18 protein-coding genes are annotated in these 19,855 nt (G+C 44.9%); 8 read left to right on the top strand and 10 right to left on the bottom strand.

Going from position 1 to position 19,855, the window contains the following annotated elements; all coding sequences use genetic code 11:
* Positions 1 to 41: 41 nt before the first annotated feature.
* From AC3WTL_RS19830 to AC3WTL_RS19795, 8 genes are all read right to left on the bottom strand, one after another.
* Positions 42 to 869 carry a sugar phosphate isomerase/epimerase family protein gene (locus AC3WTL_RS19830; RefSeq protein WP_197249280.1) on the bottom strand — a complete coding sequence of 276 codons (828 nt, stop codon included), beginning with the start codon at positions 867 to 869 and terminating at the stop codon, positions 42 to 44.
* A complete protein-coding gene (locus AC3WTL_RS19825) occupies positions 866 to 1,849 on the bottom strand; it encodes a DUF6005 family protein (RefSeq protein ID WP_492369926.1) in 984 nt (327 codons plus the stop codon). The genes AC3WTL_RS19830 and AC3WTL_RS19825 overlap by 4 nt, the downstream gene beginning before the upstream one ends.
* A complete protein-coding gene (asbD, locus tag AC3WTL_RS19820; RefSeq protein ID WP_197249278.1) occupies positions 1,846 to 2,121 on the bottom strand; it encodes a petrobactin biosynthesis protein AsbD in 276 nt (91 codons plus the stop codon). Before asbD ends, AC3WTL_RS19825 begins: the two co-directional genes overlap by 4 nt.
* Positions 2,118 to 3,353, bottom strand: coding sequence for an AMP-binding protein (locus tag AC3WTL_RS19815; protein ID WP_492369925.1), 1,236 nt, complete (start codon positions 3,351 to 3,353; stop codon positions 2,118 to 2,120). Before AC3WTL_RS19815 ends, asbD begins: the two co-directional genes overlap by 4 nt.
* Before the next feature lie 19 nt (positions 3,354 to 3,372).
* Positions 3,373 to 5,088 (bottom strand): IucA/IucC family protein, encoded by a 1,716-nt coding sequence (locus AC3WTL_RS19810; protein ID WP_492369924.1) that lies wholly within the window; start codon positions 5,086 to 5,088, stop codon positions 3,373 to 3,375.
* On the bottom strand, positions 5,060 to 6,886 hold the full coding sequence (locus AC3WTL_RS19805) for an IucA/IucC family protein (protein ID WP_492369923.1): 1,827 nt from the start codon (positions 6,884 to 6,886) through the stop codon (positions 5,060 to 5,062). The genes AC3WTL_RS19810 and AC3WTL_RS19805 overlap by 29 nt, the downstream gene beginning before the upstream one ends.
* A 148-nt stretch (positions 6,887 to 7,034) precedes the next feature.
* Positions 7,035 to 7,982, bottom strand: coding sequence for an ABC transporter substrate-binding protein (locus AC3WTL_RS19800; RefSeq protein WP_061793031.1), 948 nt, complete (start codon positions 7,980 to 7,982; stop codon positions 7,035 to 7,037).
* Positions 7,983 to 8,150: 168 nt separating this feature from the next.
* Positions 8,151 to 9,692 carry an AraC family transcriptional regulator gene (locus tag AC3WTL_RS19795; protein WP_261391562.1) on the bottom strand — a complete coding sequence of 514 codons (1,542 nt, stop codon included), beginning with the start codon at positions 9,690 to 9,692 and terminating at the stop codon, positions 8,151 to 8,153.
* A 137-nt stretch (positions 9,693 to 9,829) separates the two neighbouring features.
* Here AC3WTL_RS19795 and AC3WTL_RS19790 point away from each other — a divergent pair, with 137 nt between their 5' ends.
* Both AC3WTL_RS19790 and AC3WTL_RS19785 read left to right on the top strand, forming a co-directional pair.
* Positions 9,830 to 10,864 carry a FecCD family ABC transporter permease gene (locus AC3WTL_RS19790; protein WP_492369922.1) on the top strand — a complete coding sequence of 345 codons (1,035 nt, stop codon included), beginning with the start codon at positions 9,830 to 9,832 and terminating at the stop codon, positions 10,862 to 10,864.
* On the top strand, positions 10,864 to 11,895 hold the full coding sequence (locus tag AC3WTL_RS19785; protein WP_197212529.1) for a FecCD family ABC transporter permease: 1,032 nt from the start codon (positions 10,864 to 10,866) through the stop codon (positions 11,893 to 11,895). The genes AC3WTL_RS19790 and AC3WTL_RS19785 overlap by 1 nt, the downstream gene beginning before the upstream one ends.
* A 51-nt stretch (positions 11,896 to 11,946) precedes the next feature.
* Here the strand turns inward: AC3WTL_RS19785 and AC3WTL_RS19780 are convergent, their stop codons facing one another.
* Complete coding sequence (locus AC3WTL_RS19780) at positions 11,947 to 12,282, bottom strand: antibiotic biosynthesis monooxygenase family protein (RefSeq protein WP_197249272.1); 336 nt, start codon at positions 12,280 to 12,282, stop codon at positions 11,947 to 11,949.
* 144 nt (positions 12,283 to 12,426) lie between these two features.
* Between AC3WTL_RS19780 and AC3WTL_RS19775 the strand changes: the two genes are divergently transcribed.
* On the top strand, positions 12,427 to 13,641 hold the full coding sequence (locus AC3WTL_RS19775; protein WP_197249271.1) for an MFS transporter: 1,215 nt from the start codon (positions 12,427 to 12,429) through the stop codon (positions 13,639 to 13,641).
* A 155-nt stretch (positions 13,642 to 13,796) separates the two neighbouring features.
* Here the strand turns inward: AC3WTL_RS19775 and AC3WTL_RS19770 are convergent, their stop codons facing one another.
* Positions 13,797 to 14,846, bottom strand: coding sequence for an NAD(P)/FAD-dependent oxidoreductase (locus AC3WTL_RS19770; RefSeq protein WP_163144872.1), 1,050 nt, complete (start codon positions 14,844 to 14,846; stop codon positions 13,797 to 13,799).
* Positions 14,847 to 15,061: 215 nt separating this feature from the next.
* Between AC3WTL_RS19770 and AC3WTL_RS19765 the strand changes: the two genes are divergently transcribed.
* The 5 genes from AC3WTL_RS19765 (at position 15,062) to AC3WTL_RS19745 (ending at position 19,829) form a co-directional block, all read left to right on the top strand.
* Positions 15,062 to 15,907, top strand: a complete 846-nt coding sequence (locus AC3WTL_RS19765; RefSeq protein WP_095245508.1) for an ABC transporter ATP-binding protein — start codon at positions 15,062 to 15,064, stop codon at positions 15,905 to 15,907.
* On the top strand, positions 15,858 to 16,784 hold the full coding sequence (locus tag AC3WTL_RS19760) for an iron-hydroxamate ABC transporter substrate-binding protein (RefSeq protein ID WP_163144870.1): 927 nt from the start codon (positions 15,858 to 15,860) through the stop codon (positions 16,782 to 16,784). Before AC3WTL_RS19765 ends, AC3WTL_RS19760 begins: the two co-directional genes overlap by 50 nt.
* A gap of 99 nt (positions 16,785 to 16,883) precedes the next feature.
* Positions 16,884 to 17,894 (top strand): FecCD family ABC transporter permease, encoded by a 1,011-nt coding sequence (locus AC3WTL_RS19755; RefSeq protein ID WP_197249270.1) that lies wholly within the window; start codon positions 16,884 to 16,886, stop codon positions 17,892 to 17,894.
* Positions 17,891 to 18,898, top strand: a complete 1,008-nt coding sequence (locus AC3WTL_RS19750; RefSeq protein WP_163144868.1) for a FecCD family ABC transporter permease — start codon at positions 17,891 to 17,893, stop codon at positions 18,896 to 18,898. Before AC3WTL_RS19755 ends, AC3WTL_RS19750 begins: the two co-directional genes overlap by 4 nt.
* Before the next feature lie 109 nt (positions 18,899 to 19,007).
* The gene (locus AC3WTL_RS19745; protein WP_492369921.1) at positions 19,008 to 19,829 is read left to right on the top strand and encodes a manganese catalase; all 822 of its coding nucleotides are present in this window, start codon (positions 19,008 to 19,010) and stop codon (positions 19,827 to 19,829) included.
* The last annotated feature ends 26 nt before the right edge of the window (positions 19,830 to 19,855 follow it).

Here is a 19,855-nt window from a genome sequence, read left to right as displayed (position 1 = left end):
TCCCTTTCAATCAAACGTTTGATTGATTTTTTTCTGTCCATTTACCTTGCTTCTTCAACCTGAAGAAGCTTCATAATCTCCCTGCTGTCTTTTGCCAGTATGCTTTTCACATTTGGACCGAACCATTCCAATGAAGCGTCCATTTCCATCATTTCAGAAGCTTCTCTTAGAAACAGACGATAGTCCACCGCTCCTTCAAACAGTGAAACCATGCCTTCCCTGCTGCCGGCTGCTGCATACACATTATTAGGGGCAAAGACGCCAAGCTTGCTTCGTGATTCAATATTTTTGAAATGAAAATGCGAAACATAGGGCTGCAGCTGCTTAAGAGCAAATAGAGGGTCCACTCTTGATTCCCATATGTGCAGAACATCAAAATTAACCCTTAGGGCCGGATGATCCGTTTCCTCGAGAAGCTGAAGTGCAGAAGATGGATTATCTGTAAGAGTATTCGGATGGGTCTCGACCAACAGCTGCATTCCCTCGGCTTCAGCCATTTTACAGAGCATCTTCATGCGCGAAACAAGCTCAATCCGCTCTAATCTGCTGATATCCGCACTGCCTTTGTTCCCTGCAAATGTCCGTATTTTGTCCGTTCCCCAGCGGTGCGCAAGTGAACATAGGGCGTTCATTTCAGCCATTAGTGCAGGAAGGGGTGCATCCAGGGGCAAATAGTCGCTCAGCATACTTGTCTCCAGATCATATGAGCTCAGCCACTCACTTCCATAATGGATATCTTCCGCCAGATTTTTGGCATGGACACCCCATAGTTCAATCCCCTGGAACCCATTATTCTGGGCCCAGTGGGCAATTTGGTCAATCGATTGGAGATGATGCCGGAATGAGATGGTGCAAAGAGAAAGTTTCATAGGATGGCCTCCTTCATGTTTTGAGATTGCTGCAGTTCAGACCAAGCCTCAAAGCTCTCCTGCAGCCCCCTTTTTATTTTAAATTCCAGGATATTCTGTTCTTCCAGCTTTGCAGTAATTTCGTCCACTAACCGCCTGTTTCCAGTCATAGCGAGCTTCATGGCCCGGTATTGGATGGCTGTATACCCTTTCACAAGTTTTTCGATTTCATCACACCAGGCTTCAAATCCTTCTTCATCATAGCCAAGCGATTCCCAGAAAAACGCAAAAGCATGTTCATAGGCATACTTCCGTATGGCGAGAACAGGCAACTCCCTTAAAGCCAATGTCAGCCCTGACAGAAGAAACTTTTCTTCTCCAGCAGCATGAAGCTCGATAATCTTTGCAACAGCATCTGTCATTGGATTGCAGTCATGCTTGATGCATGTGTTAAAATACGCTTCAACCGTTTCGGCAGTTGGCATAATAATGTCAGATGCATCAAAGAAATAGCCGCCTTCAGCTGAAGGATCCTCAATGGCAGCCAGGATCCGGTCTTTAGCCAGCACTCCTTCCCAGCGGAAGTCAGGATCATACATAAACCATTCCTTTTCGTTTCCCGTCTTTTCCAGCATCACGTAATGGGGAAAAGGGCTTTGATGAAATTTATTTTCCCGCTCAGGAAGCTTTGACAAATCGAGCATCACCATGACATATTCATGAGGCTTCTTATTTTCCAGCAAACTCAGCATTACCTTCATATTTTCCTGCTTGCTTTGCTTCTCGTCGTACCATTTATGCAGCTTGATGCCATAAAGCATTTCATACCACTTGTGAAAAAAATTATGGTCGATCCGTTTGGAATGATACGTTAACACTCCATTTTTCAGCACATCAAAATCTGCATCCCATACTCCGAAATAATAAGGGCGATGGTCAGCGCCTTCTGTCTTTTTGACCGCTTCGCACACACAGCTTACAAAACAATGCACTTTAATCATACGGATCCCTCCGCTGCAGCCGGCTCCTGCTTTCGCTCCAGAAAATCAGCCAGGCTTCCTACTGTCCGGAAATCTTTTGGGACAAGCATTTCATCTGGAATATCAAATCCCATGTCTACTTCCAAATGAAGGATCAGCTGCAGAATCATTATGGAATCCATATACAAATCTTCATTTAAACGTGCATCTTCATGAAAAGCCTTCATGGAAGGAAGCTCTAATTGATCTTGTAAAATGTCACGGATTACCTGTACGATTTCTTGTCTTGTCATGCAAGCACTCCTTCCCCCAGCCTTTTTCGGCTGACCTTTCCATTCGGCAGTTTTTCGATTTCCTTTACTTTCTTAAATTCCAGCGGAACCTGGTAGGGGGCGAGATAATCCCTGCACCATTCTCTCAGTTCCTCTTCCTCAATGAATTCGGAGCAGACATACTGCGCACAGACTCTCTCTCCTGAAAGCGGATGAACTTTTTTATAAACAACTGCCTCTATAATTCTCGGCTCTCCCATCAAAACGTCTTCCACCTCCTGGGGATAAACGTTCAAGCCTGCAACATTGATGGTGTCATCCATTCTGGCCAGAAATGACAGAACACCATTTTCTATATAGCCAAGATCTTTTGTATAGATTGTCTTTTCAGAATCATGAATGAGGATTTCACCAGGATTTTGGATGCTTCCGGCCTCCACTTTGACGTGCGGAAGCGGATAGCCCATTTCACGCGGGTCGCTCACATCCGGATGAATGGCCACACATCCTACTTCAGAACAGCCATATTGCTGAAGCACTCGATTTGAAGCCTTCTTTAATGCTTCCATCCAGCCGGCAGGCATGAGTGTGCCTGATGTCATGACAGCATCAAACCGCTGCCCATCCCTAATTAGGCGCGTTAAAGTATGCAGCAGTGCAGGAGCCCCATAAAGAATATGCTTAGGATGTTCTTTCAGCTTTTTCAGCACATATTTAGGGTTCATATTTGTCAGAATGACCGGTTCTGCCCCACGCCTTATGCATGCAAGTACACCGCAGATTAAACCATAGGAATGGGTCGTCGGGCAGGCAACGACTGAAGCAGTCTGATTATCAGCCGGCAAAACCGAGACATAGCTTTTAAGCTCGTTCTCAATCGATTCCCATGTGCGTTCAATGCACTTAGGATCACCAGTCGTACCCGAACTCATCTGCACCAGAACGCCTTCCTTCTCATTTATCTGCTGTGACAAGTGGATCGGCAGGTGGATATTTTCATAAAGCAGGAAATGGCTTCCCGCCTTATTTGCCATCCTGATGGCACCTTCTTTCGGGACAGAAGGATGGAGGGGGACAATGGACCCTCCTTTACTGCGTACAAATAAACAGAGTGCAAGCCATTGAAAAGCATCCGGCATACAAACAGCCAATCTCTTATTCCGGCAATCTTTTAAATGAGTTATATTTTCAAATACCGTATATTGTCTTTCAAGATCATCCAGCGTATAGTACTGATCATTTATAAAAAACATCTCAATTCTCCTTTGGGTTCTATGCTAAAGAGTTCGTGACAAGATGGCGGAAACCGCCAGCCTCTTCTTTTTGGACCTTCCTTTTCAGCAGCGATTCGGCATAAACCATAGGGGCTGTATGCTGCAGAAGGTAATTTCGGAAAATCAATTCTGGATAGCAGCTCATGTGCCCGGCAAGCGTCTCGCCAGCCAGCGCCCAAAATTTTCTCTCATTGTAGCCGTACTGCTCTTCAAGCGCAAAAGACAGTTCTGTTAAATGAAAAACAAACAATGTATCCATGACAAGCTCTCGTAGTGCTTCAATGGAAGTCATCCAATAAAACTCATCTTCCCCGCCTTTTTTAAACTGCTTATGAATCTCTCCAAAGTCAGGAATCCGGCTGGGTTCTGCCAAAAAATCATGATGATACTCTGTGCTGTCATGGAAATCCCTCAAAACAACACGGGTTGGCCAGCCGTTTTTATGAAGGAGGATCATGTTCTGGGCATGTGCCTCCACAGCTATTCCATGAGCGGCGAGCAAGTGCCAGACCGGCACCACACTTACTTCCATCAGCCTTTTTAACCAGTTTTCTATTCCATAGTGCACAAGCCAGTCATTTATAAATAGGGAACCGTCCCTCTCCATTAATGGAAGTGCTGTAAAAGGTACAGCCTCCTCACCATCTTCCATGTGGAGACGAACGCTTTCCCGCCAAATAGCTCCCAGTTTTGCCTCTGTTTTTTCCTCAATAGGCTGATGGGCAATCCCTGCATACTCCTTCAAAACAATCAAGGAAGCTTCTTCCTTTAAAAATGGATCAGCTTCCACCGTGTCAGCTATCCATTTGGAAATATGGGGAGCAGCACAGATGGCGTGAGTGTCTAAGGTTCTTAGCGATGAGGTATTAACCAAATTCATGGATAGTTTTATGTGAGCCTTCTTTGGATTCATTACGTTCCAAAGCGTTCGGACCGACTGGGTTGCACGATAAGAATCCCCGCTGCTTCTTAGGAGAACGACATCCCCTTGCTCCAATTCATCTTTAATATGCTTTACCTGCCATGGATGTATTGGCAGAAAGGTGTATTCTTCAAAAGTTTTTCCCAGCTCATGCAGCTCGGTCAGAAGTTGTCCGAGCATGAGAGGACCCAGCTCCTTCTCCCAGAATTCCTTCTCACCCTCGGGGAGAGCCATTCGGCTATGCTCGCGTCTCACTGCAGCCCATTGCAGTGCAAAAGATTGGCCTGCTTCCGGACCGAATGCAGCATGGTCTTCAAGAGAGAATCCAGTCCTTGCCTTAAAACAAGGATGATAGGGATGCCCTTCCCAAACTCCAGACTCCAGCTCCTCATAACTGAATGTTCTCCTTGAAAGAGACGGTATGAGATTTATTTCATTCCATTCACTCAGCTGAATGGTTTGCTGCAGCTCGTGAATAAGCTTGTTTCTTTTTTCCGGGTCGGGTACAAGGTCCTCTGCCAGCTCCTCTATGCTTGTTGACGTACGGGAACCATCGCTTTGCACGGAACAGATGCTGTCCTCCTCTAGCCGCACACGGTCAAACGCAGCAACCCTTCCCTCACAGCAGTAAGTCCGCTGATTTCCGAAAACGGTGAATCTCAATAAAGGTTCTTCCGGCTGATTTGCTGTTTTTTCATAATCCATCAGCCCTTCAAAAAGAACGGCCTCCAGTAACTGTCGGATGACTCTTCTTTCAACTTTCTTAGATGGCAGCGGATGCAGCTTCTGCATAGTTCTCCTCCTTCTTCACAATGGCAAAAGGATTTGGGATATAGGTGTAAACGGCTTGTTCGTTCTTCGCCAGCAGTTCATCCACATCATGGAAACGGGTCAGCAGGTTGGCTTTATAGGCAAGCTTCTCTGAGTGCAGGATATGGCCGATGAATGCTTTCCCCTGTCCAGACAGCTCTTTTTCAAGTATGCAAAGCTTTTTCCAGCACCATTCGATCAAACGATCTTCACTGACGAGACCGTCCTGCCCAAATCGGCAAATCACTGAAAAGAGCTGATTCATGAACAGGTAATAGGTGAAGCGTTCCTGAATGAGGTCATCCTCATAAAATAGTTCCGGGCAATCTGCCAATGACGGCAGCAGTTTGCATAGATTTCCTCTATAAGAGTTTGATAGATAGTAGCCTTGATTATCACGATAGTAATAAGCTTCCGGGTATCCCGATGATAAATCCAGGACGCTGTTTTGCTGATGTGCCTCAAGGGCAAGCCCATGATCATCATATAATCGGATCAGAGACTCAATTGAGCATCTCCAGTATTTTTCGAACCAGTCCATACAGATTTCCTGCGGATCTCTTCTCTCTGTTTGTGCCAGCCTTTCAATTGTCCGCTGCAGTCTTGAGCATTCATCCGGCAGCGGATCCTGAACCAATGCCGCGATGGAACTAATCCCCTTATCCGCTCCTTCTGGAAAAGGGTTGGACCGAATAATGACCTCGAACCCTGACTCTTTATGCCCCGGCAATTCAGCTGTTATATAGGCCGGATCATCAATCATCCGAAATGACGGATATTTTTCCGTAAAGCGAAGCTTATCCATTAGTTCCGTCATAGCGGTACCTGCCTTTAGTTCATGCAGGCGGTTCGTCCTTAATGAATTCGTAATTTTTACCGGAACAGAAAATTTGAACATCCATTTATTTTCCGGGCTGTAAACCGTTCTGATGGAAGAGGTAGCTGAATAATAGGCTCCCATTGGGCCAAGATCTTTTATTAGATTTTTTTCAACCGCCCCTCTGACATGATTCTGCTGAAGCAGCCATTGAGCCTGAAGAGGGTGCATCGGAATGAGGCAGTTGTTATGCGGGACAGTAAAATGCGGAATCGATTTCTTTAATGAATGGAGTATAATATCGCTTGCGCTATTCCGGTTAGCTGAAGCTTCCCTGACTAACTCCCGGTCTACTTGAAAATAGTGAAGCTGAAAACGGCCCTTTAACTCCGGTGCATACTGCGGATGCTGCCATCCAGCCATTCCCTGCCTGCTCTTCGGTGTAGGGTGAAGCCAGTGTCCAAACAAATGTGACTGCTCGGCTTCAATGAAAGTGATCTCTTCGGAATACAGGCTATTTTCGTCATTCATTCTTTCTTTAATATACAAAGCCATTGTCTGATAGCTCTCAATCAGCCTGAGTACCAGCTCATCAAAATGGGATGCAAGCTCATGGCAGCCATTTGATTTAGCCATTAAATGCAGTTCGTGGATAAGAGCAATCATCATCGGAAGCCGGTCCTGCTGTATCCATTCCCGTCTTTGACTGCAATATTTAAAGGCACCGCCGATCAAATGCCTTCCAGTTAGTGATTGGTAAATCACTTCCACTGCAAATGCTGCAGACTGACCTGGAAGTTCTATCTCCACTACTGATTCGCCTGATAGAGTCATAGATGGCCGCTGCTCCTGCACCCATTCCTCCCTATCCATCCAATGTCCGCCATTTACTTCTCTTAAGTAACTATTTATAAAAGCTTGAAACGTTGCATTTTCTGCAATTTGTTTGGCTGAATGATGCATAATTCCATCCTTTCACCGAGTCTTTAGACCTAGTAATTGATAACCATTCTCAATAATGGTTAAAAAATTTGATTCCTTCACATGAAAGAAATCAATGTAATGGAAGAGACAGGGACATGCGTAAGTCCCAGTCTCTTATTAAGATGTTTTATTCACTTAGGAGCAAGGATTCAATCTCTTTCAATCCTTTTTGGCGCTCAATCGGATCCCAATATCCCCACGTGGTCTTAAGAGTATGTACGTTTCCGTTCTGAACAGCTTTCAGGCTTTTCCAAACCTCGCCCTGTGTGACAGAATCATAGAACTCTCCACTATTAAAATAAGAAACATCGAGGATATGATCAGGATTATACTTTGCTAATCCTTCAATCGAAATATTCTCACCGAAATCCTCAGGAAGGTTTTCTGCCGGTGTTAGTTTCAAATCATCAAATAATAACGAATTTGTTGCATGGTTTGTACGTCCATATACACGAATATCTTTTTTGTTAATTGCTACTGCCATAAATGTTTCATCGCCCATTTTTTCACTTACGCGGCTGCCGATATCTTCTGCTTCCTTCTCAAGATCCTCAATCACTTTCTTTCCTTCATCAAGCTTTCCTGCAGCTTCAGCAACCTTCAGATGGTCTTCCTTCCAATCACCGCCAACTTCAACAACGACAGTTGGAATAGTTTCAGACAGCTGATCATATAAAGGCTTATAGCGGTCACTGATAATTAACAGGTCCGGATCCAGCTTCAAAATTTCTTCCGAGTTAATTTCATCAGCATAAGGCAGAGCCTTCACACCTTCAAGCTCCTCTGTTAAATGCGGAGGAAACTCATTATCATACGCCATCACGGCATAAGGCTTTACACCAACAGATACAAGTGAACCTTCCCATGATACATGAGACAGCAGAACGATTTTCTTCGGTTCGGCAGGGACTTCTGCTTTTCCGTACAAATGCTCAACGGTTCTTGTTTCCTCTGTTTTCTCTTCTTTCTTCTTTTCAGACGCTTCTGTAGAAGCTTCCTCTTCTTTTCCACAGCCAGTTAAAATAAGTAAAAATAACATAAAAACAACGCTCAAAGGAGCAAAAAACTTTTTCATGGATCATTCCTCCAAAACAATAATGAATTTCATTCTCAATGATAATCATTATCATCATTGCTGAACATGGACAATTTTAACTTCCTCCATGAACAAAATGAATTTACGTTATAAAAAAAAAACAGCCGCAAGTCTGCAGCTGCACGTAAATTATTTTCTTCTAATTCCTTAAGCTTTTAGTTTGGCTTTAAGAATGCTTGAAGGAAACTCTTCCAGCATCCTCTTCCTCCCAATCGGGCCCCACGGATCCCACTCATGGCTTTCAGGGTAATAAACCTCTCCAGTCCGGACAGCCCGGATTTTATTCCAATCTGAAGTATGGGCAGTTCTCCAAACATCCTTTTCATGACTCCATAAAATGAGAAGCTTGTCAGGGTTCAATTCAGCAATCTCTTTCAGGCTTACATTTCGGTAACCCTCCGCATGCAGATCTGGATGCGGCTGGAATCCAAGACCTTGAAAAAGAAGTTCAAGAAGGGCATGATTTCCCTTCCCGTAAAGGCGTATTTCTTCCGGACGGATCCAAATGACAGCCCACCGGCCATTTTTGGTTAAAGGACAAAGCTCATCCCGCACTTTGCATTCCATACCGTGAATGTCCTTTTCTATGCATTCGGCACGGCTTTCAAAGCCGACCAGTGATGCTATTTCATAGAGATAATGACGCCAGTCCTGCTTCAAAGGCATATGATGGACTTGCTCCTGTTTTGAGAGCAGCACGCTTTGAAGCTGAAATTGATGTAAGGGTGTTTTAATAATGCGGTCAGGATGGGTCAGCAAAATATCATCCGGCTGAAATGGTTTTTCTGCGTTTAACAATTTAGTTCCTTCCAGCTCTTTTTGAAGATAGCTCGGAACCCCGCTGCTCGCAGAATAGACGGTTGGGTAGGACGGAGCTGCAACCGGCTGGATTCCGAGTGAAATAAGGTGGTCCTGCAAAAAAAGCTGACTTACGACAGCGATTCGTTCACTGGCCCTTTTCATGAAAACAGTTGGCGGCATCCCTTCTCTGCTTTTAAAAAGGCGGCTGAAATAAAATTCATCCTGAAGCCCTATTTGCACGGCTACTTCTTTAGCTGTAATTCCTCTATTTTGGAGCAGCAATCTTTTGGCAGTCTTCATTCGTTCTGCATTTAAATATTCTTTCGGGGTCATACCGGTCCTTTTGCGGAAAGCCCTTGAAAATGTAACAGGGGTCATATTTGCTTTTGCAGCTAATTCCGTAACGGTGAATGGACGGGACAGGCTGTTTCGAATCAGTTCCTCCGCTTCTTCCATTCTGTCTATGTCTGCCGCGTCTGTCAGGATGGATAGCATCTCCCAGAGAAGGGACAGAAATCTGCATTTGGCCGAAATTGACTTTTCCTGCCGGCTTTTCTTCATCTCTTCCCAGAGGGGGGCCATTTTTGCAGGGACCTGGTCAGCCAGCGGACGGGTTAACAAGTCTTTCAGCATATCGCCTTCTTTTGGCCAGGAAAGCAAATAAGCAGAAAGCAGAGAAGAAGAAGACGATGTAAGGATTGCTGAATCCGTAAGGAAATAGCTTTTGCCCTCCTCAGCCTTCAATCTCTGGTTCCCGCTTACCAAAGTTCCCTTTCCCGATGATATGTAAAGGATTAATAAATGACTGCGCTTTACATTTATACCCTGAGATAAGCCCTCACGCAGGTTGGATGCTTCAATTTCAAACATATGGCTCTTCAGCAGCATATTTAGACACTCCCTTCTTTTTCCTGAAATATGAATTGACAAATGCTGTGGAAGGATAGTAGATTAATAACGATCTTACAGGACGATAACGATTCTCATTTTCATTTAAAAAAATACATAGAAAAGGACTGATCATCATGGCCAGAACTGCTGCTGACATAAACGAATCCCTGCAGCCTGTTCACTTAAAATCTATTAAATGGGGCCTTATTGGCTTAGTATTTGTTTTCCTTTGCCTGCTCGCTTCAATTGGACTTGGAGCCATATGGATCTCCCCTTCTGTTGTTTGGGACTCTTTTGTCTCTTTTCAAGCCGGCCAAATTGAACACCAGCTGATCAGGGAAGTGCGAATCCCGCGGGCATTGGCTGCTGCCCTAATTGGGGCAGCTCTTGCTGTTGCAGGCACTATTATGCAGGGCATCACACGCAATCCTCTTGCCGATCCTTCAATCATCGGCATTACCCATGGAGCTGGACTTGCCATCGCCATTTCGCTTGCATTTGTTTCAAGCGGATCCTACTGGATTCTTCTGATCTGGTCATTTGCAGGCTCTGCAGCCGGCGCCATGCTTGTCCTCTCTTTTTCCATGATTTCAAAAGAGCGGATATCTCCTGTGACCCTGACGCTTGCAGGTGCTGCGTTAAGTACTTTATTCAGCGCTCTTTCCACGGGTATCGCCCAATATTTCCAGGTGGCGCAGGACCTGAGCTTCTGGTTTGCCGGAGGACTATCCGGAACCAAATGGCAGCATGTTTTTATACTGCTTCCAGCTGTTATCATTGGGATTCTGCTGTCCCTCTGGATCAGCCGCTCTCTGACTATACTGGCTTTAGGGGAGGAAGTGGCTGCAGGTCTCGGCCAATCTCAGCAGAAAGTCAGGTGGATCGGGCTCATTGCTGTTATTCTGCTATCTGGCGCAGCCGTTTCCATTGCAGGCGCAATCGGCTTTATTGGCCTAGTCGTTCCCCATATAGTCCGGATGCTCATCGGATCTGATTACAGATGGCTCATTCCGTTAAGTGCCATTGCAGGCGCCCTTCTCCTCGTACTCGCCGATATAGGGGCACGGATGATCAATCCTCCATTCGAGACACCTGTCAGCGCAGTGACCGCCTTGATTGGCGTTCCGTTTTTCTTATATTTGTCCCGAAGGAAAAGGGGGTATATGTAATGGATTGGAAGCTTGCTTTAAGACAGTCCAAAACCTGGCTGGCAGCCTTTGTCTTTTTAATCATGGCCACCTTTATATTGAGCCTGTCCACTGGCGTGATGCCCATCCGTTTTTCTGAAATATTGAACACGTTAGCCGGCAGCGGCACCCCAAGGCAGGAGCTTGTTTTATTTCAGCTGAGATTGCCGAGAATGGTCATTGCCATGCTGATTGGTGCCGGGCTTTCTCTATCAGGCAGCATTCTTCAGGGACTTTCGAGGAACTCCCTCGCGGACCCGGGCATTCTCGGAATTAATGCCGGCGCTGGACTGGCTGTCGTTTTTTCGATCTATCTTTTTGGACAGGAGAAAGGAAGCCTGCTCTCTGAACCTTTTTTCCTGCCCGTTTTTGCTTTTATCGGCGCTCTTGCGATTGCAGCTCTGATTTACCGCTTCTCATGGAAAGGGGGAATAGACCCGGAACGGCTTCTCCTTGTCGGTCTCGGATTTAATGCTCTATGCGGTGCTCTTCTGATGATTCTGCAGCTGAAAATGGATCCAAAGGATTTTCAGCAGGCAGCCATTTGGCTGACAGGAAGCATCTGGGGAACCGGGTGGCCTTATGTATGGGCACTGCTTCCATGGATTTTGATTCTTATACCGGCTGCCTTTTATAAAGCAAGGACCATGAATCTTCTTCAGTTTAAGCAGGAAGTTCCGGTTGCTCTTGGCTTAAAAGTGGAGTCCGAACGCCGCTTGCTTCTTTGCCTTTCTGCTGCCCTTGCTGGAGCATGTGTGGCCGTCGGCGGCGGAATCGCCTTTATTGGCCTGCTCGCTCCCCATCTGGCACGGCGGCTGTGCGGACCCAATTACTTCAGCAGTCTGCCATTGTCTGCACTGATCGGAGCAGCTCTGGTGCTCATGGCAGACATGATCGGCAAAAATCTTCTGGCACCAGCCGATATTCCCGTCGGAATCGTCATATCGGTTATCGGTGCACCATACCTGATCTTCATGCTGCTGACCCGGAAAGGTTCCGGGATGAGGGTCTAAATTCAATAGAAATGCCCATTCAACAATCCCTAATGAATGGGCATTTCAGCTTTATTTGATTTCAGCAGGCTCTCTGTATTTTTTTTGCTCCAGCACATGATATACATCCTGACGGCTTTCGATAATAAATTCAGGCTTTGGCTTCCCGCGGTTCGCACGATGGCCAGCAAGATGTACATCGCTTGTTTCCCAAGCCTTCCATGCCTCTTCAGATTCCCAGCGGATCATAACAATAATTTCTTCCTCTCCACTGCGCTGTTTTTTCTTTAATACATTTAAATCAAGAAAACCGGGCTGCTCTTCGATGATTCCTTCTCCCGCAAAGCGCTCCACCATTTTTTCCCCATGGCCCTCTTTAACCATAATTGTCTTTAATTGAATAAACATGCCTATTTCCTCCTCAGTTCTTTTTTGTTATTATAATTGATAACGATTTTCATTTTCAACTGTTTTAAAAAATAGATTCATTATTTTGTAAGTTTATAGTATCTTTAGATTAACGAAATTTTACTGAAATTGTGAGGCCGTTATATGTGGAAAAATAAAAATGTGTGGATTCTTTTAACTGGTGAATTTATAGCAGGGGTGGGCCTTTGGCTTGGCATTATAGGAAACCTCGAGTTTATGCAGGAAAGGGTTCCTTCTGATTTCCTGAAATCACTTATTCTTGCATCCGGTCTGCTGGCAGGAATTGCAGTCGGCCCCTTTGCCGGCAGAATTACAGACCAGCTGAATAAAAAAACTGTAATGCTCGGAGCAGGTTTTGTCAGGGCCATCAGCGTTATTTTTATGCTGATTGCTATTCAAACGGGATCTGTGTGGTGGATGGTTCTGTTCCTGGTTATGATTCAATTGTCAGCGGCCTTTTACTTTCCTGCACTGCAGGCAGCCATCCCTCTTGTAGTTGCCGAGAAAGATTTGCTGCAGCTGAATGGTGTACACATGAATGTGTCCACCCTTTCGAGGATATTGGGTACAGCATTGGCTGGTGTTCTGTTAGTCATTCTGCCATTATCCATGCTTTATATCGGATCGCTGGTCGCTTACCTGGCTCTGTTCGGATTAACCTGGTTTATGGACTTCGAGGAAAAAAGGGAGCAGCCAGGCCCTGGAAAAGAGTCTGCGAAAAACAGCGGAGGATTCAAGGAGGTTTTCCCAATTATTAAAGGCCTCCCCATTGTATTCATGACACTGATTTTAACGCTGGTCCCACTGCTGTTTCTTGGCGGTTTCAACCTGATGGTCATCAACATCAGCGAGCTTCAGGACAGTTCGTCCATTAAAGGGTTAATTTATACTGCCGAAGGAATCGGCTTCATGCTCGGCGCATTTATCGTCAAGCAAATCAGCCAAAAGCGTTCGCCTTATGCTATCTTATTTTTCTTCTCATTTGTCATTGGCGTCTCACAGCTCCTTCTGTACTTTGCGGATGTGCCTGTTCTATCCATTGCGGCCTTCTTTGTATTCGGATTTGCCGTTGGCTGTTTCTTTCCAACTGCAGCCACCATATTTCAAACAAGGGTGCCAAAGGAATTCCACGGAAGATTCTTCTCCTTCCGAAACATGCTCGATCGTGTTATTTTCCAAATTGTGCTCCTGCTGACAGGATTCCTGCTGGATGCCGTTGGACTTCAGATAATGGTCGTGATCTTTGGCATTCTATCCTTAGTCATGACAGCTGCTTTCTTTGTTAAATTCAAGCAAATTCGGACAGAAGTACAAATAAAAGAAGAGATCAGTACGTAAAAAACCGGCTCACATCATGTGGGCCGGTTTTTTACTGCTATTTTGCCTTAATTTCAGGCGTTTTTTTTTGGTTTATGTGCGGATAAGGTTTTTTCTGTGCGCATAACCCGGTTTGTGCGGATAAAAAAATTTATGTGCGCTTAAGTTTTTTGACCCTAGCGAACCAGCTGCTTCACCAATTCCCGGTTCCGCTTTTTAAAAACATCATTATGTGATGAAACCATCGCTGCCCCGGCTGCATCAGGTTCAATGTACTGCTTCGCTTTATTTACTGCATTCGCAGCATCCTGGAAGGCTCCCGCAATTAAATGAAGCTTGCCGTCATGCTTAAGAATATCGCCGGCAGCATATAGCCCTTCAACTGACGTCTCGCTGTTTGCGTTGCCTGCAATATAGAAATCTTCGAGCATTTTAATATTCAGATTGCTATTTTTCAAGAGTTCCGTATCCTGCTCATATCCATGATTAATCACCACTTCATCGATGGCAAGATATGAAACCTCTCCCGTTTCATTATTGGTCAATTCCACCTGTTCAATTTCCTCGTGATTTACGCCGGCAATTAATTTGGTGATGGACGTATGGTTAATGCAGATCACCGAACTATTCATCAGCTGTGAAACCTGAGCTTCATGGCCAGTTAACGCATCCCGTCTGCAAGTGATGTATATCTGCTTGGCAACAGGCTCCAATTCATTTGCCCAGTCTACTGCGGAGTTGCCTCCTCCTGACACAATAACCGTTTTATCCTTGAAATGCGCAAGAGACTTGACTGTGTAATTTAAATTGGAGACCTCAAAACGCTCTGCGCCTTCAATTTTCAGCTTTTGCGGCTTTAGAATACCGCTGCCAACGGCCACAATCACTGTTTTTGAAAAATGCTCTTCCCCTGAAGACCCTTTCAAAACAAAAAATCCTTCTTCATTCTTACTGATGGATTCCACCTTTTCATTTAGCACAACCGTCGGATTAAAGGTCAGCCCCTGCTCGACCAGCTGTTCAATCAGCTTTGCTCCCGGAGTAGGAGTCAACCCGCCGACATCCCAAATCATTTTCTCGGGATACACATGGATCTTTCCGCCCAGCTGCGGCTGAAATTCAATCAGTTTCGTTTTCATTTCTCTTAAACCGCTGTAAAAAGTGGAGTAAAGTCCAGCCGGGCCTCCTCCAATAACCGTTACATCATAGATCTCCATCTGCTTCATTCCCGTTCACTCCTATAACCAATTATTATTGATTATCATTCTCACTTCAACTATACGTCCTTTCTTCTTCTTTTACAATTAAATTTTTTTCTTAGATGTTTTCCTTTATATTCTATTGACAGAAAAAACAGATAGACTTATAGTAAAATAGAACCGACACTGATAATCATTATCACTTATTTAAAATTTATTCTTACATAAACGGAGGTTACATAATGGTCCGTCTATATACAGATGGCTTGAACATTGGGTATAGCGAACGACTAATTGTAAAAGATCTCAGCGTCCAGATTCCCGATAAGAAAATCACAACAATTATTGGACCAAACGGCTGTGGGAAATCAACCCTTTTAAAAGCCATTACCAGGATCATTTCCCATCAATCAGGCACTGTCATTTTAGATGGGGAGAACATTTCAAAGGAAAATACGAAAATCCTTGCCAGGAAGATGGCAATCCTGCCTCAAACACCTGAAAGTGCAAGCGGTTTAACAGTAGGCGAGCTCGTCTCATACGGACGCTTCCCTTATCAAAAGGGATTCGGAAGATTGACGAAAAAGGATTATGAAGTCATCGACTGGGCTCTTGAAGTGACAGGCACCAAAGAATTTAAATTCCGCCCTGTTGACGCTCTGTCAGGCGGCCAGCGCCAGAGAGTGTGGATCGCCATGGCACTTGCACAGGAAACCGATATCATTTTCCTTGATGAACCAACCACCTATTTAGATATGGCACATCAGCTCGAAGTTCTCGAACTTCTTCAAAAGCTGAACGAGGAACAGGAGCGCACCATTGTAATGGTCCTCCATGATTTAAACCAGGCAGCCCGTTTTGCCGACCACATCGTCGCTCTAAAAGATGGTGAGATTGTTAAATCAGGAAGCTATGAAGAAGTCATTACACAGGATGTTTTAAGGAAGGTGTTCAATATTGATGCAGTCATTGGACGCGATCCCCGCACAAACAAACCAATGTGTATAACTTATAATTTACTAAAAGGAGAAAATCAACATGAAGAAACTTTTGATCCCATTTACGATCTTGCTGCTTCTGCTAATTAGCGCCTGCGGCAATACAGAAGAAAAAGATACAAGCTCGTCTGAACCAAAGGAAGATGAAAAATCCGGTACGATCACTTATGAATCTGAAACTGGACCGGTTGAGGTTCCAGCTGATCCTAAGAGAGTTGTCCTCCTTTCAGGCTTCACAGGAAATGTTATGCAATTAGGCGTAAATATCGTTGGAGTGGATACATGGTCTAAAAATAATCCTCGTTTTGAAGAACAATTGAAGGATGCTGAAGAAGTATCTGAAGATAACCTTGAAAAAATAATTGAACTGGAACCAGACTTGATTATTGCCTTATCTACTGTTAAAAACTACGATAAACTTAAGGAAATTGCACCAACTGTAACGTATACATGGGGTAAATTAGATTACCTTTCTCAGCATGAGGAAATCGGCAAGCTGCTTAATAAAGAAGAAGAAGCAAAGAAATGGGTAGCTGACTTCAAACAGCGCGCTGAAGCAGCCGGGGAAGACATTCGTGCAAAAATTGGCGAAGATGCAACCGTTTCTGTATTTGAAATCTTCGACAAACAGCTTTATGTTTTTGGCGATAACTGGGCTCGCGGAACTGAAATCCTCTATCAGGCAATGGACTTAAAAATGCCTGAAAAGGTTAAGGAAATGGCCTTAAAAGATGGCTACTATGCCATTTCAGCTGAAGTGCTTCCCGAATATGCAGGAGATTATATTGTTATAAGCAAATACTCTGATGCAGATCATTCATTCCAGGAAACCGATACGTACAAAAATATTCCTGCTGTGAAAAATAATCGTGTCTTTGAAATGGAAGGCAATGGCGCTTCCTTCAGTGATCCAATCACACTTGATGCGCAGCTGGAGTTCTTTAAAGAATCATTTTTAGGCAACTAATACGGCAGGAGGGATTCTTAATTTTTAGGAATTCCTCTTTCCTATTTAAAAAGACAGTTCTCCAATGGCAAAATAAACCCGAAGAAAGATGGAAGTACAATGACTAAAGAAGCTCAACCCTTCATTCCATTTATATATAAACTTGCAGCAAGCTTCATCCTTTTTGCCGGCATGTTTGTAGCTGCCTGTGTGTTTGGGGCAGCCGATGTTACGGTCAGAGATGTTTGGCTTGCACTAACCTCCAATGCTTCCGGAGAAAAAATCTCCATCATTCGTGAAATACGTCTGCCCCGAGAAATTGCGGCCATTTTTGTCGGAGCAGCACTTAGCATCTCTGGCGCCATCATGCAGGGAATGACAAGAAACCCTCTTGCTGATCCAGGCCTTCTCGGATTGACGGCCGGAGCAAATGCTGCACTTGCCATAACGCTTGTTCTTATCCCTTCAGCAAACTACATTGGAATTCTGGTCGCCTGTTTCATCGGTGCGGCTATCGGTGCAGGGATGGTTTTCGGCATTGGCGCCATGAAAAAAGGAGGCTTTTCTCCGATTCGAATCGTTTTGGCCGGAGCCGCGGTTTCTGCCTTCCTTTTTGCAATAGCTGAAGGGACTGGCATCTATTTTAAGATTTCAAAAGATGTCAGCCTGTGGACAGCAGGCGGGCTCGTCGGCACATCCTGGACCCAGCTGCAAATAATTGTCCCGGTTATCTCAGCAGGCATACTCGTATCCCTTTTTCTTTCCAAGCAGCTTACGATACTAAGCTTAAATGAAGAAGTGGCTGTAGGCTTGGGACAAAATACAACTCAGATTAAAGTCATCCTGTTTATCTTAGTCACCCTGCTTGCAGGGGCAGCTGTTGCACTGGTCGGCAATATGGCATTTATCGGATTGATGGTGCCTCATATCGTCCGTGCTTTAGTCGGAACAGATTATCGTTTTATTCTTCCCATGTCAGCTCTCACAGGAGCGTCATTTATGCTACTTGCCGATACACTCGGGAGAACTATCAATGCTCCTTACGAAACTCCTGTTGCGGCCATTATTGCCGTAATGGGGCTGCCTTTCTTCCTGTTCATTGTTCATAAAGGGGGTAAGGTGTTCTCATGATTCAGCCGGAATTAGTTAAAAAACAGCGAATTTTAATGGCCGTTTTATCAGTACTTATTATTGTTACCATTGTTATAGGAATGGGATTAGGCTATGCCTCCCTTTCATATGACCGGTTAATCCCGACCATCCTGGGACAGGGAACTTTTAAAGAGGAATTTGTCTTATTTTCCATACGGCTGCCGAGGGTATTTATCACAGTGTTAGCCGGCATGGCACTGGCACTATCGGGTGCGATTTTACAGGGAATTACACGCAATGACCTGGCGGACCCAGGCATCATCGGCATAAATTCAGGTGCAGGGGTTGCGATCGCCGTTTTCTTTCTGTTCGTCCCTATTGAAGCAGGCACTTTCATCTACATGCTGCCGTTATGCGCATTTTTCGGTGCTTTGCTTACCGCTATCCTCATCTATGCTTTTTCCTATAAAAAAGACGAGGGGCTTCAGCCAGTAAAAATGGTTCTTGTCGGAGTCGGGTTTTCCATGGCGCTATCAGGTGTAATGATTGTCCTGATTTCCTCAGCTGAAAGAGAGAAAGTTGATTTCATAGCAAAATGGCTATCAGGGAATATCTGGGGAACGGATTGGCCTTTCATCTGGGCACTCCTCCCCTGGCTGCTGGTGCTTATTCCATTCACTTTATATAAGGCAAATCGTTTGAATCTATTAAGCTTAAGTGAGCCTGTCGCCATCGGCATAGGGGTATCCATTGAAAAAGAACGGATCATCCTACTGCTTACAGCCGTTGCATTGGCAGCTTCTGCTGTTTCTGTAACCGGCGGGATTGCCTTTATCGGCTTAATTGCTCCGCACATGGCTAAAGCGCTTGTCGGACCTCGTAATCAGCTTTTCATTCCGATCGCTATTCTTTTAGGAGGCTGGCTTCTATTATTTGCCGACACGCTCGGCCGGAACCTGGCAGATCCGGACGGCCTTCCAGCCGGAATTATGGTTGCGATTATCGGAGCTCCATATTTTATGTATCTATTATTAAAGAAATGACGTGCCAGCAGGCACGTCATTTTTTATTATTTATGTTTTTTTCTGGTATTACTGGGCAAATATATAGAGTCTCATCATTTAACAGTTTAATAGAATTGGAGGAATTTAGATGTTTTTTCATGTAAAGGAATTGCAATTTGAAGCAACGCCGGAACGTCCGGATCCCGTTTTTGCGAAAAAGCTTCAAGAACTGATTGGCGGCCAATATGGTGAAATGACCGTTGCCATGCAATACATGTTTCAGGGCTGGGCCACTCGCGGTAATGAAAAATATCGTGATCTTCTCCTCGATATTGGAACTGAGGAAATTGGACATGTGGAAATGCTCGCGACAATGGTTGCCAGACTGATGGATAATGCCCCAATTAATCAGCAGGAAGAAGCAGCTAAGGATCCAGTCGTTGGCGCGATCATGGGTGGAATGAATCCCCAGCATGCCATTGTCTCCGGACTTGGCGCACGACCGGCTGACAGTGTTGGGAACCCTTGGATGGGCACTTATATTACAGCCAGCGGGAACTTACTAGCAGACTTCCGTTCAAACTTGAATGCAGAATCGCAGGGCCGTCTGCAGGCTGCCCGCCTCTATGAAATGACTGATGATAAGGGCATTAAAGATCTGCTTTCCGTTCTGATTGCCAGAGACGCCTACCACCAAAACCAATGGGCTGCAGCAATTGCAGAGCTTGAAGAAAAAGAAGGCCTTCTTGTCCCCAGCACCTTCACTCGTGAAAATGAACGCACGGATATCGCTTACACACTCTACAACCTATCAGCAGGCGAAGAAAGCAGCACTGGCAGATGGGCACAGGGCCCAGCTCTGGATGGCCAGGGAGAATACAAATATGTTAGCAATCCGAAGCCGGAAGGTGACAAGCCAATGCTTAAGCCTGCACCTCCTAATCTTCATAACACATTGCCAATGGATTAAAATGCATTCAAAACAGGCTGATGCAT

It is taken from the genome of Cytobacillus sp. EB106-05-05-XG126 (assembly GCF_058791715.1).
Note: the sequence above shows the minus strand (reverse complement) of the source record. Positions and strands in the feature narration are given on the sequence as shown.

Excerpts from the sequence above, each read along its gene's own strand:
- AC3WTL_RS19815 (WP_492369925.1), bottom strand. The coding sequence starts at position 3,353 with ATGTTTTTTATAAATGATCAGTACTATACGCTGGATGATCTTGAAAGA.
- AC3WTL_RS19765 (WP_095245508.1), top strand. The coding sequence starts at position 15,062 with ATGGTCCGTCTATATACAGATGGCTTGAACATTGGGTATAGCGAACGA.
- asbD (WP_197249278.1), bottom strand. The coding sequence starts at position 2,121 with ATGACAAGACAAGAAATCGTACAGGTAATCCGTGACATTTTACAAGAT.
- AC3WTL_RS19755 (WP_197249270.1), top strand. The coding sequence starts at position 16,884 with ATGACTAAAGAAGCTCAACCCTTCATTCCATTTATATATAAACTTGCA.
- AC3WTL_RS19775 (WP_197249271.1), top strand. The coding sequence starts at position 12,427 with ATGTGGAAAAATAAAAATGTGTGGATTCTTTTAACTGGTGAATTTATA.
- AC3WTL_RS19810 (WP_492369924.1), bottom strand. The coding sequence starts at position 5,088 with ATGCAGAAGCTGCATCCGCTGCCATCTAAGAAAGTTGAAAGAAGAGTC.
- AC3WTL_RS19800 (WP_061793031.1), bottom strand. The coding sequence starts at position 7,982 with ATGAAAAAGTTTTTTGCTCCTTTGAGCGTTGTTTTTATGTTATTTTTA.
- AC3WTL_RS19750 (WP_163144868.1), top strand. The coding sequence starts at position 17,891 with ATGATTCAGCCGGAATTAGTTAAAAAACAGCGAATTTTAATGGCCGTT.
- AC3WTL_RS19770 (WP_163144872.1), bottom strand. The coding sequence starts at position 14,846 with ATGAAGCAGATGGAGATCTATGATGTAACGGTTATTGGAGGAGGCCCG.
- AC3WTL_RS19790 (WP_492369922.1), top strand. The coding sequence starts at position 9,830 with ATGGCCAGAACTGCTGCTGACATAAACGAATCCCTGCAGCCTGTTCAC.
- AC3WTL_RS19785 (WP_197212529.1), top strand. The coding sequence starts at position 10,864 with ATGGATTGGAAGCTTGCTTTAAGACAGTCCAAAACCTGGCTGGCAGCC.
- AC3WTL_RS19780 (WP_197249272.1), bottom strand. The coding sequence starts at position 12,282 with ATGTTTATTCAATTAAAGACAATTATGGTTAAAGAGGGCCATGGGGAA.
- AC3WTL_RS19795 (WP_261391562.1), bottom strand. The coding sequence starts at position 9,692 with ATGCTGCTGAAGAGCCATATGTTTGAAATTGAAGCATCCAACCTGCGT.
- AC3WTL_RS19805 (WP_492369923.1), bottom strand. The coding sequence starts at position 6,886 with ATGCATCATTCAGCCAAACAAATTGCAGAAAATGCAACGTTTCAAGCT.
- AC3WTL_RS19830 (WP_197249280.1), bottom strand. The coding sequence starts at position 869 with ATGAAACTTTCTCTTTGCACCATCTCATTCCGGCATCATCTCCAATCG.
- AC3WTL_RS19825 (WP_492369926.1), bottom strand. The coding sequence starts at position 1,849 with ATGATTAAAGTGCATTGTTTTGTAAGCTGTGTGTGCGAAGCGGTCAAA.
- AC3WTL_RS19760 (WP_163144870.1), top strand. The coding sequence starts at position 15,858 with ATGAAGAAACTTTTGATCCCATTTACGATCTTGCTGCTTCTGCTAATT.
- AC3WTL_RS19745 (WP_492369921.1), top strand. The coding sequence starts at position 19,008 with ATGTTTTTTCATGTAAAGGAATTGCAATTTGAAGCAACGCCGGAACGT.